The organism is Xanthomonas sp. SHU 166 (assembly GCF_000364685.1).
GTDB lineage: Bacteria > Pseudomonadota > Gammaproteobacteria > Xanthomonadales > Xanthomonadaceae > Xanthomonas_A > Xanthomonas_A sontii.
Window position 1 is genome coordinate 1 of sequence record NZ_AQOJ01000003.1, and the last position, 10,725, is coordinate 10,725.

Annotated in this window: 12 protein-coding genes; all 12 read left to right on the plus strand. The window is 68.8% G+C overall.

Going from position 1 to position 10,725, the window contains the following annotated elements; translation table 11 throughout:
- The coding region (locus D180_RS00090) for a flagellar hook-length control protein FliK (RefSeq protein WP_017911179.1) at nucleotides 1-435 on the plus strand (435 nt) is incomplete at its 5' end.
- Between the two features lie 249 nt (nucleotides 436-684).
- A complete protein-coding gene (locus D180_RS00095) occupies nucleotides 685-1,203 on the plus strand; it encodes a flagellar basal body-associated FliL family protein (protein WP_017909004.1) in 519 nt (172 codons plus the stop codon).
- 13 nt (nucleotides 1,204-1,216) lie between these two features.
- A complete protein-coding gene (fliM, locus tag D180_RS00100; RefSeq protein WP_017911180.1) occupies nucleotides 1,217-2,224 on the plus strand; it encodes a flagellar motor switch protein FliM in 1,008 nt (335 codons plus the stop codon).
- A 59-nt stretch (nucleotides 2,225-2,283) separates the two neighbouring features.
- A complete protein-coding gene (fliN, locus tag D180_RS00105) occupies nucleotides 2,284-2,559 on the plus strand; it encodes a flagellar motor switch protein FliN (RefSeq protein ID WP_223875781.1) in 276 nt (91 codons plus the stop codon).
- A complete protein-coding gene (gene fliO / locus D180_RS00110; RefSeq protein ID WP_017911181.1) occupies nucleotides 2,556-2,972 on the plus strand; it encodes a flagellar biosynthetic protein FliO in 417 nt (138 codons plus the stop codon). The genes fliN and fliO overlap by 4 nt, the downstream gene beginning before the upstream one ends.
- A gap of 2 nt (nucleotides 2,973-2,974) precedes the next feature.
- Nucleotides 2,975-3,805 carry a flagellar type III secretion system pore protein FliP gene (gene fliP, locus D180_RS00115; RefSeq protein ID WP_026144375.1) on the plus strand — a complete coding sequence of 277 codons (831 nt, stop codon included), beginning with the start codon at nucleotides 2,975-2,977 and terminating at the stop codon, nucleotides 3,803-3,805.
- 4 nt (nucleotides 3,806-3,809) lie between these two features.
- Complete coding sequence (locus D180_RS00120; protein ID WP_010343869.1) at nucleotides 3,810-4,079, plus strand: flagellar biosynthetic protein FliQ; 270 nt, start codon at nucleotides 3,810-3,812, stop codon at nucleotides 4,077-4,079.
- A 278-nt stretch (nucleotides 4,080-4,357) separates the two neighbouring features.
- Nucleotides 4,358-4,570, plus strand: a complete 213-nt coding sequence (locus D180_RS23615) for a hypothetical protein (protein ID WP_157835382.1) — start codon at nucleotides 4,358-4,360, stop codon at nucleotides 4,568-4,570.
- Nucleotides 4,570-5,361 carry a flagellar biosynthetic protein FliR gene (gene fliR, locus D180_RS00125; RefSeq protein ID WP_017909008.1) on the plus strand — a complete coding sequence of 264 codons (792 nt, stop codon included), beginning with the start codon at nucleotides 4,570-4,572 and terminating at the stop codon, nucleotides 5,359-5,361. Before D180_RS23615 ends, fliR begins: the two co-directional genes overlap by 1 nt.
- 222 nt (nucleotides 5,362-5,583) lie before the next feature.
- The gene (locus tag D180_RS00130) at nucleotides 5,584-8,484 is read left to right on the plus strand and encodes a ligand-binding sensor domain-containing diguanylate cyclase (protein WP_232760228.1); all 2,901 of its coding nucleotides are present in this window, start codon (nucleotides 5,584-5,586) and stop codon (nucleotides 8,482-8,484) included.
- A gap of 105 nt (nucleotides 8,485-8,589) precedes the next feature.
- On the plus strand, nucleotides 8,590-9,720 hold the full coding sequence (flhB, locus tag D180_RS00135; RefSeq protein ID WP_017909010.1) for a flagellar biosynthesis protein FlhB: 1,131 nt from the start codon (nucleotides 8,590-8,592) through the stop codon (nucleotides 9,718-9,720).
- Nucleotides 9,721-9,737: 17 nt separating this feature from the next.
- Nucleotides 9,738-10,725: FHIPEP family type III secretion protein (locus tag D180_RS00140; RefSeq protein ID WP_198526484.1), on the plus strand; the 988-nt coding region annotated here is incomplete at its 3' end.

A 10,725-nucleotide genomic window follows, 5' to 3' on the forward strand; every position in this document is an offset into this window, starting at 1 on the left:
GGCTCGCCCACGCCGACCCCGAACCTGCACGGCAACCAGTTCGACGAGGAACTGGGCGCGCGCATCAGCTGGCTGGCCGACCAGAAGATCGGCCACGCCCACATCAAGCTCAATCCGGCCGAGCTCGGCCCGGTCGAAGTGCGCCTGCACATGGCCGGCGACCAGGTCAACGCCAGCTTCAGCAGCAACCAGGCCGACGTGCGTCAGGCCCTCGAGAACAGCCTGCCGCGCCTGCGCGACATGCTCGGCCAGCACGGCTTCCAGCTCGGCCAGGCCGACGTCGGCCAGCAGCCGCAGCAACAGCAGGCCAATGCGCAGGGCACGCCGCAGGGCGGCGGCCGCAGCGGCGGCGAGCTCGCCGACGACCTGTCCGGCAGCGTCGGGATTCCGGCAGTGGTGTTGCGCCAGCGCGGTCTGCTCGACGCCTACGCCTGACGATCCGGGGCGCGCCACCGCCCCTTCACGGCGATCGAGGGAGTGGAACGGGTCTCGGCCTCGACGTTCGTCGGAAGGATACGGCGGGGTTGAGGCTCCTCCGCTGGGTCCGCTCCCCTCTCCCACAACGGTCTCGGCCCGCGCCGGCATGGCGCGCGGCGGCGCCGTCAAACACCCGGCGCGCCAGGCGCCCGGTTTCGGCACGGCGATTGCATCCTCAGGGGCAGACCCCCTTCAGGAGCCCGCTCAGTGTCAGCCGCCGACAAATCCAAGAAAGACGCCAAGGACGCCCCGGAAGGCGGCAAGTCGAAGAAGAAGCTGCTGATCATCGTCGTCGCGGCGGTGCTGGTGCTGGGCGGCGGCGGTGCCGGCGCGTTCTTCTTCCTGAAGAAGCCCGAAGGCGGCCACGCCAAGGCCGAGGAAAAGACCGCCGAGATCCCCAAGCCGGCGCAGTACTTCGCGATGGACCCGGCGTTCGTGGTCAATCTCAACGGCGGCGCGGAAGACGGCCCGCATTACCTGCAGCTGGAAGTGCAGCTGATGACCCGCGACCCGGAAGAACTGAAGCTGATCACCGAGAACGCCCCGGCGATCCGTGCGCACCTGCTGATGCTGTTCTCGCAGGTGCAGGCGCAGGACATCGCCAACATTGATGGGCGCAAGAAGCTGCAGGCCGCGGCGCTGGCCGACGCGCAGAAGCTGATGACCGCCGAGACCGGCAAGAAGTGCGTGGAAGAACTCCTGTTCACCAGCTTCGTCACCCAGTAAAGGCGCTGCCGCGATGACCGACCTGCTCTCCCAAGACGAGATCGATGCCCTGCTGCATGGCGTCGACGCGGGCGTGGTGGACACCGAGCCGGCGCCGGCCGAGCCGGGCGAGGCGCGCAACTACGACTTCTCCAGCCAGGACCGGATCATCCGTGGGCGCATGCCGACCCTGGAGATGGTCAACGAGCGCTTCGCGCGCCTGTGGCGGATCGGCCTGTTCAACCTGATCCGGCGCTCGGCCGACCTGTCGGTGCGCGGCATCGACCTGATCAAGTTCAACGACTACATGCACTCGCTGTACGTGCCGAGCAACCTGAACCTGATCAAGTTCAAGCCGCTGCGCGGCACCGGCCTGATCGTGTTCGAGCCGACCCTGGTGTTCACCGTGGTCGACAACTTCTTCGGCGGCGACGGCCGCTACCCCACCCGCATCGAGGGCCGCGAGTTCACCCCGACCGAGATGCGGGTGATCCAGCTGATGCTCAAGCAGACCTTCGCCGACCTGGCCGAAGCCTGGGCGCCGGTGATGGAGGTGGAGTTCGAGTACCTCAATTCCGAGGTCAACCCGCACTTCGCCAACATCGTCACCCCGCGCGAGTACGTGGTGGTCAGCCGCTTCCACGTGGAGCTGGAAGGCGGCGGCGGCGAGATCCACGTGACCCTGCCGTACTCGATGCTGGAGCCGATCCGCGAACTGCTCGACGCCGGCATCCAGAGCGACCGCGTGGACCGCGACGAGAGCTGGAACATCATGCTGCGCGAGCAGCTGTTCGGCTCGGAGGTCACCATTTCCAGCGTGCTGGCGCAGAAGCAGATGAGCCTGCGCGAGCTGACCCGGCTGAAGATCGGCGACGTGCTGCCGATCGACCTGCCCAAGCAGGTGCCGCTGTGCGTGGAGAACATCCCGGTGTTCACCGGTGAGTTCGGCATCTCGCACGGCCAGAACGCGGTGAAGATCACCGCCACCCATCCCCCCGGCGCGCTGCGCCGCCGCCCCGCTCCCCAGGAAGACCTGCCATGACCCAGACCGATCCCACCCAGCCGGCGCCGGCCCAGTTCGACAGCCTGCAGCCGGACGCCATGGCCGAGTCCAACGACCTGAACCTGGACGTGATCCTGGACGTGCCGGTGACCCTGTCGCTGGAAGTCGGCCGCAGCCGCATTCCGATCCGCAACCTGCTGCAGCTCAACCAGGGTTCGGTGGTGGAACTGGAGCGCGGCGCCGGCGAACCGCTGGACGTCTACGTCAACGGCACCCTGATCGCGCACGGCGAGGTGGTGACCATCAACGACCGCTTCGGCGTGCGCCTGACCGACGTGGTCAGCCCCAGCGAGCGCATCCGGAGACTGCGGTGAGCCTGCTGCTCGCCGTCGCCACGCAGACCGCCAAGCACGGCTCGGGCGTCGGCAACGCGGCACCGTCGGCGCCCAGCCTGCTCGGCGCGGTGTTCGCGCTGCTGCTGGTGCTGGGCCTGATCCTGGCCATGGCCTGGGTGCTCAAGCGCCTGCCCGGCAGCGGCTTCCGCCCGGCGCAAGGCCTGCGCGTGGTCGCCAGCCTGGCGGTCGGCGCCAAGGAGCGGGTGGTGGTGGTCGAGGTCAACGGCGAACAGCTGCTGCTCGGCGTCTCGCCCGGCGGGGTACGCACCTTGCATCAGCTGCCCGAGCCGCTGCCGCAGGCGCCTGCGCCGACCCTGCCCTCGATCAAGCCGTTCAAGCAGCTTCCCGATTTCGCCCAGCTTCTGGCGCAGAAGCTGCGCAAGGACAAATGACCATGCCGTTTTTCTGGAACCGCAACGCCCGCCGGCTGCGCCTGCTGCTGATCCTGCTGACGCTGAGCCTGCTGCCCGCCTTTGCCTGGGCGCAGGCCGCGCAGGCGCCCGCCGCCACGCCGACCGCGCAGAATCCGCAGAACGCCGCGCCCACCCTGCCCTCGCTGCCGGAGGTCAACGTCGGCAAGATCGGCGCGCAGCCGGTGAGCCTGCCGCTGCAGACGCTGCTGCTGATGACGGCCATCACCCTGCTGCCGTCGCTGCTGCTGGTGCTGACCGCCTTCACCCGCATCACCATCGTGCTCGGCCTGCTGCGGCAGGCGCTGGGCACCGGGCAGACACCGTCCAACCAGGTGCTGATGGGCCTGGCGCTGTTCCTGACCGCGCTGGTGATGATGCCGGTGTGGGAAAAGGCCTGGGGCCAGGGCATGAGCCCGTATCTCAACGGCCAGATCGATTTCCAGACGGCGTGGACGCTGACCACGCAGCCGCTGCGCGCGTTCATGCTGGCACAGGTGCGCGAGACCGACCTGATGACCTTCGCCGGCATGGCCGGCAACGGCACCTACAGCGGCCCGGATGCGGTGCCGTTCCAGGTGCTGGTGGCCTCGTTCGTGACCAGCGAGCTGAAGACGGCGTTCGAGATCGGCTTTCTGATCTTCATCCCGTTCGTGATCATCGATCTGGTGGTGGCCAGCGTGCTGATGTCGATGGGCATGATGATGATGTCGCCGATGCTGATCTCGGCGCCGTTCAAGATTCTGCTGTTCGTGCTGGTCGATGGCTGGGTGCTGACGGTCGGCACGCTGGCTGCCAGTTTCAACGGGGTCTGAGGCCATGAGTCCGGAACTGGCGCTGACGGAGTTGCGTGGCGGGTTGATCACGGTGTTGTGGGTGGCGGGGCCGTTGTTGCTGGCGATGTTGGCGGTGGGTGTGGTGATCGGTGTGTTCCAGGCGGCGACGCAGCTCAATGAGCCGACCATTGCGTTCATCGCGAAGGTGGTGGCGTTGACGGCGATGTTGTTTGCGACGGGGAGTATGTTGCTGGCGCATCTGGTGGAGTACACGACGATGCTGTTTCAGCGTATTCCGCATTTGATTGGGTAGCGGGGATGGCTGCGCTTCGCCTCCTTGCTGCTGGGAGTCTTTTCTCGGTTGAAGAGCAACAGCTTTCGCCTGGCGGCGAGTCACTTTTCTTTGCTTGTGCAAAGAAAAGTAACCAAAAGAAAGCACACCCCGCCTTCGCGCCCGCTACGCGGGTCCGCTCCGCTAGCGGGATTTTCGGACGGGGCATCCTGCCCCGGCCGAAAACGGCGCACATCCTTGTGCGCCGCCCCCCTTCGGGGGGTTTTGCCCGCCAGCTCCGCCGCTGCGGAGGGGACCCGGTGGAGCAAGAGCAAAACAACGGCAACGGCAACAGCAACCGCAAAAGCGGCAGCTGCGGCTATCGCAGCTTTGGCTTTGGCGTCGTTGCCAGTCGTGCGGTGTCCTTGGTTGGTCAGGGGCCGGCCGGGGCGCCATTGATGGTGGTGGGGCGTTGGCTTCGCGCTGGCGCCACCGGGCGTTCTTTTGTTGCGGTTAACGGGGTCTCGGGCTGATGGATGCCGCCACGCAAATGGTCGTCGATGGGTCGCGGGCGTTCGCGATGATCGGGGCGGTGCTGTGGACGATGCTGCGGATCGGGGCGATGTTGACGGTGATGCCGATGGTCGGGAGCAAGGCGGTGCCGGGGCGGGTGCGGGTGATCCTGGCCGGGACGCTGGCCATCGCGCTGGCGCCGATCCTGCCGCCGGTGCCGGATTGGGACGGGTTCAATGCCGCGGTGGTGCTCAGCGTGGCGCGGGAGCTGGCGGTGGGGGCCAGCATGGGCTTCATGCTGCGGATGATCTTCGAGGCCGGGGCGATGGCCGGGGAACTGGTCTCACAGAGCACCGGCCTGGGCTTCGCGCAGATGGCCGATCCGCTGCGCGGGGTCAACTCGCCGGTGATCGGCCAGTGGTTCTATCTGGCCTTCGGCATGATGTTCTTCACCGCCAACGGGCATCTGGCGGTGGTGTCGCTGCTGGTGGACAGCTACAAGGCGCTGCCGATCGGCACCGCGCTGCCCGATGCGCAGGCCATGGCCTCGGTGGCGCCTAACTTCTTCATGAGCATCATGCGCGGGGCGGTGACCCTGGCGCTGCCGGTCATGGTGGCGATGATGGCGGTGAACCTGGCCTTCGGCGCGCTGGCCAAAGCGGCCCCATCGCTGAACCCGATCCAGCTCGGCCTGCCGGTGGCGGTGGTGCTGGGCCTGGCGCTGCTGGCGGTGCTGGTCGGCGAGATGGGGGCGCCGGTGCAGCGGCTGTTCGATGCCGCCTTCAACGCCGCGCGCGCGCTGACCGCCTAGCCGGCGCTCAAGCTGCGCCGCGACGCGGCCGATACCGACGGCAGGCTACCGTTGGCGGGCCAGGATGGGCGGCGGCAGCGCCGACCGTCCCGGAGATCGCCGATCGCCGCGGTCCGTCCTTCCTTCCATCGCTCGTCGTACGCCATGCCCTATCGCCTGCCAGCGCCCGCTCGTGCCTGCCATCGCCGTGTCCCACGGCGGTGCAGCGGCGGCTGAGCGCGCATGCGCACGGTCATGGGTCGATGCCTGTGGGGGCCGCTGTGGCTGCTGCTGTCGGCACTGACCTGCACCGGGGCGACACAGGCCCAGGTGATCCCGTTGCGGCACTATGCGCAGGAACAAGGCCTGCTCGGTCTGGCCGGCACCTGTCTGCTGCAGCGTCGCGACGGCAGCCTGCTGGTCTGCAGCGAAAGCGGCCTGTATGCCTTCGACGGCGACCAGTTCCAGCAAGTGAAGCTGCAGGGCCACGGCGGCCATTACATCTCCGATGCCGCCGAGGACGCCCAGCGGCGGCTGTGGGTGGCCACCTTCGATGCGATCTACGTGGACGACGGCTCGCCGGCCGGCTGGATGCCGCTGGAGCACGGCAGCCTGCCCTCGCATCGCCCGCTCAACCGCCCGCGCCTGGCCGCGCCGGCCTGGGGCACGGTGGTGCTGGACGACCACCGCCTGCTGCGCGCGGTGCGCAAGGCCGATGCGAAGGGATGGGAACTGCAACCCCTGTTCGATGCGGCGACGCTGGCGCGGCAACCGGAACTGGCCGACATCCACGACCTGTTCGTCGTCGACGACACACTGTGGCTGGGCTGCGCCAAGGCCTTGTGCCGGATCGATGCCGACGGTCGCGCCACCCGCTACGACCAGGCCCAGGGCCTGCCCCCCGAATTCTGGCGCAATGCGGTGCGCGACCGCGACGGGAACCTGTGGGTCGTCGGCAGTCGCAAGGTGATGCGGCTGCAGGCCGGCGCGACGCGCTTCCAGGAGCAGACACCCCCCGGGCTGGACGGACCGGCCCTGGTGACCTCGCGCACGCCGATCCTGCTGGACCCGCAGCACCGCGTGCTGGTGCGGACCAACCAGGGCCTGGCGCGCTGGGAACAGGGACGCTGGCGCAGTTTCGACCGTCGCAACGGCCTGCCCGATGGCAGCATCGTCGCCATGCACTTCGACCAGGCCGGCGACCTGTGGCTGAGCATGGATGGCGAAGGCGTGCTGCGCTGGAACGGCTACGGCTGGATCGAGAACTGGGATGTGTCGCAGGGCATCAGTCGGGCGCCGACCTGGAGCATCCAGCGCACCCAGCGCGGCGACCTGCTGGTCGGTAACGAGGGCGGCGTCGACCGCCTGCGCGAGGATGGCCGCTTCCAGCGCTGGCCCAGCGACCACGGCACGCAGATGATCGGCCTGCAACGCGCCGCGGACGGCACGCTGTGGAGCATCGGCTCGGTCGGCGCGCTGCGCCGATACGACGCGCAGGGCCGGCTGCTGCGCGCCTACCCGCCGCTGGACGGCATCGCCAAACAGCTGTTCGTGGATGCGAGCGGCCGGGTGTGGATCCTCAGCAACCGCGGGGTGTATCTGCTGGCGGCGGCCGACGCCGACGCGGTGCCGCAGAAGGTGCAGGCGCTGCCCGGTGGCGAGTATTCGGACATCCAGCAGCGTGGCGACGGCAGCGTGCTGGCGGTGGGCATGACCGGCGTGTTCCGACTGCGTGGCGAGACCTGGACGCCGATCCGGCTGATCGTGGATGGTGCGCCGGCGCAACCCGTGCTCAGCAAGCTGCTGGTTCTGGACGATGGCCAGGCCTGGGCCAGCCTGTATGGACCCGGGGCCTGGCAAGGGCGGCTCGACGGCGACACCCTGTACCTGCAGCCGGCCGATGCGCAGTTGAGCGGCCTGCAGCTGTACAGCCTGCGCCGCACCCGCAACGGATGGATCTGGATCAGCCACAACCAGGGCGTGGACGTCTACGACGGACGCGCCTGGTCGCGGCTGACGCAGGCGCAGGGGCTGCTCTGGAACGACATGTCCGAATCGGCCTTCCTGGAAGACCACGACGGCTCGGTATGGCTGGGCAGCAGCCGTGGCGTCACCCATCTGCTGGATCCGGCGCGGCTGTTCCCGACGCAGGCGCCAAGGCTGGCGCTCAAGGAGTTCAGCCGTGCCGGCGCCGCCATCGCCGCGGGCGCGCGCCTGCGCTGGAGCGAAGATCCGCTGCATATCGCGGTCGGCTCGCCGGACCTGTACGACGAGCGCAACCGCATCAGCTTCCGCTATCGCTTCGAGGGCGCACACACCCGCTGGCTGCACACGCCCAACTTCGAGTTCGAGCAACCGCCGCTGGCGCCGGGCCACTACGTGCTGGAGGTGCAGTTGCTGGACGCCTACCGGCGCAGCGCTTCGGCGCCGCTGCGGGTGGCGTTCTCGGTGGCGCCGGTGTGGTGGCGCAGCCAGCCGATGATCGCGCTGTACCTGGTGCTCGGCGGCGGCCTGGCGGTGGCCATGCTGCACTGGCGCGAACGCCGCCTGCACCAGCGCCAGCGCGAACTGGCCGAACTGGTGGCGCTGCGCACCGAGGAGCTGGAACACGACAAGCGCGAACTGGAGATCGCCCGCGCCGCACTGGCGGTGAAGGCCTCGCACGACGCCCTCACCGGCCTGCTCAACCGCGCCGGCATCCTCGAGGCGCTGGCGGCGCAGATGCGCCGCAGCGACGCCGAGCAGACCCCGCTGGCAGTGGCGATGATTGACCTCGACCACTTCAAGCGGATCAACGACGAACACGGCCACCTGGTGGGCGACGCGGTGCTGATCGAGGTGGCGCGGCGCCTGGGCGCCAACCTGCGCGACGCCGACCTGGTCGGCCGCTACGGCGGCGAGGAACTGCTGGCCGTGCTGCCCGGCTTGCCGCCGAGCTGCGGCGAGCGGCTGCAGGCCCTGCGCGCCACCATCGCCGGGCAGCCGCTGCGCATCGGCGAGCGGCAGTTGGCGATCACCGCCTCGATCGGCGTGGCCTGGTATCGACCGGGCGAACCGCTGCAGCACCTGCTGGCGCGCGCCGACGCGGCGCTGTACCAGGCCAAGCGGCTGGGCCGCGACCGGGTCGAGCTGCAACTCGCCTAGCCACCGCCGCGGCCGAGAGGCGCGGCGGTGGCGCCCGGAATCCGGGCCAGGGACCGGCACGGTCCTTGCAGTGCGCAGGGTCGATCCTGGCCGAGCGCACCCCCGATGTCCGAGAGCGAAGAAGGCGCAGAGCGCACAGAACAGCCAACAGACAAACGTCTGCGCGAAGCCCGCGAACAGGGCAACATCCCGCATTCGCGCGAACTGGCGACCGCCGCAGTGTTCAGCGCCGGCGTCTTCGCCCTGATGGGCCTGTCCACCTCCATGGCCGCCGGGGCGGTGGCCTGGCTGAAACAGGCGCTGCGCCCGGACCTGTCGCTGCGCGAGCATCCGCAGGCGATGTTCGGCCATTTCGGCGACTTGCTGCTGAACCTGCTCTGGGTGGTGCTGCCGCTGGTCGGCATCTGCCTGGCGGCCAGCTTCGCCGCGCCGGTGCTGATGGGCACCCTGCGCTTCTCCGGCCAGGCGCTGATGCCCAAGTTCGACCGGCTCAACCCGATGAACGGGCTCAGCCGCATGTACGGCGCCGAGACCATCGTCGAACTGCTCAAGTCGATCCTGCGCATGGGCTTCGTCGGCGGCGCCGCGATGCTGTGCCTGTGGGGCAGCACCGACTTCCTGCGCGGCCTGCTGCTGCAGCCGCTGGAGCAGGCCATCGGCCACGGCCTGGGCTTCACCCTGCGGCTGCTGCTGTACACCGCCGGCGCGCTGGCGCTGCTGGCGGCGATCGACGCGCCCTATCAGAAGTGGAATTACATCCGCAAACTGAAGATGACCCGCGAGGAAGTGCGCCGGGAAATGAAGGAAAACGACGGCAGCCCCGAGGTCAAGGGCCGCATCCGCCAGATGCAGATGCAGATGTCGCAGCGGCGGATGATGGAAGCCGTGCCCAAGGCCGACGTGGTGGTGGTCAACCCCACCCACTATGCGGTGGCGCTGAAGTACGAGAGCGGGCGCATGCGCGCCCCCACCGTGGTCGCCAAGGGCGTGGACGAGATCGCCTTCCGCATCCGCGAGGTCGGCGAGCAGCACCGCGTGGCGGTGATCTCGGCGCCGCCTTTGGCACGCGCCTTGTATAGGGAAGGCCAACTCGGCAAGGAAATTCCCGTGAGACTGTATTCCGCGGTGGCGCAGGTCCTCTCGTACGTCTACACGCTGCGCGCTTGGCGCAGCGGGCCGATGCCGCCGTTGCCGCCGCTGGAAGTGGATGAATTCGCCCCGGGGAGCCAGCCATGAGTCAGCCTGCCGCGCAGATGAACACGCGCAAAGTCATGGACATGATCAAGCACGGGCTCGGCGCCCCGGTGATCGTGTTGCTGATGCTGGCGATGGTGGTGGTGCCGCTGGCCGCGCCGGTGCTGGACGCCCTGTTCACCTTCAACATCGCCATTTCGCTGATGGTGCTGCTGGCGGTGGTGTACGTGAAGCGGCCGCTGGAGTTCAGCATCTTCCCGATCGTACTGCTGATGACCACGATGCTGCGCCTGGCGCTGAACGTGGCCTCCACCCGCGTGATCCTGATCAACGGCCAGGGCGGCCACGGCGCCGCCGGCAAGGTGATCGAGGCCTTCGGCGAATTCGTGATCGGCGGCAACTACGCGGTCGGCATCGTGGTGTTCGCGATCCTGACCATCATCAACTTCGTGGTCATCACCAAGGGCGCCGGGCGCGTGTCGGAAGTGACCGCACGCTTCATCCTCGACGCCATGCCCGGCAAGCAGATGGCGATCGACGCCGACCTCAACGCCGGCCTGCTGACCCGCGAGGAAGCCAAGGCCCGCCGCGAGGAAGTGCGCGAGGAAGCGGACTTCTACGGCTCGATGGACGGCGCCAGCAAGTTCATCCGCGGCGACGCCATCGCCGGCATCCTCATTCTGTTCATCAACCTGATCGGCGGCATGGCGGTCGGCGTGCTGCAGCACGGCATGCCGGTGGCGCAGGCCGCCTCCACCTACACCCTGCTGTCGATCGGCGACGGCCTGGTCGCACAGCTGCCGGCGCTGCTGGTGTCCTCGGCGGTGGCGATGCTGGTCACCCGCGCCTCGCGCTCGCAGGACATGGGCGCCTCGATGATGGGCCAGGTGTTCGGCCAGCATAAGGCGCTGGCGGTGGCCGCGGCGATCCTGGGCCTGGTCGGCCTGATCCCGGGCATGCCCAACGTCGCTTTCTTGACGCTGGCGCTGATCCTGGGCCTGCTGGCCTGGAAGATGTGGAAGCGCAGCCTGCTGCCGCCGCCGGCCG

What these genes read in the sequence shown, in the direction of transcription:
- fliM (WP_017911180.1), top strand. Translation starts at nt 1,217, where the DNA reads ATGACCGACCTGCTCTCCCAAGACGAGATCGATGCCCTGCTGCATGGC.
- fliN (WP_223875781.1), top strand. Translation starts at nt 2,284, where the DNA reads ATGGCCGAGTCCAACGACCTGAACCTGGACGTGATCCTGGACGTGCCG.
- fliP (WP_026144375.1), top strand. Translation starts at nt 2,975, where the DNA reads ATGCCGTTTTTCTGGAACCGCAACGCCCGCCGGCTGCGCCTGCTGCTG.
- D180_RS00120 (WP_010343869.1), top strand. Translation starts at nt 3,810, where the DNA reads ATGAGTCCGGAACTGGCGCTGACGGAGTTGCGTGGCGGGTTGATCACG.
- fliR (WP_017909008.1), top strand. Translation starts at nt 4,570, where the DNA reads ATGGATGCCGCCACGCAAATGGTCGTCGATGGGTCGCGGGCGTTCGCG.
- D180_RS00130 (WP_232760228.1), top strand. Translation starts at nt 5,584, where the DNA reads ATGCGCACGGTCATGGGTCGATGCCTGTGGGGGCCGCTGTGGCTGCTG.
- flhB (WP_017909010.1), top strand. Translation starts at nt 8,590, where the DNA reads ATGTCCGAGAGCGAAGAAGGCGCAGAGCGCACAGAACAGCCAACAGAC.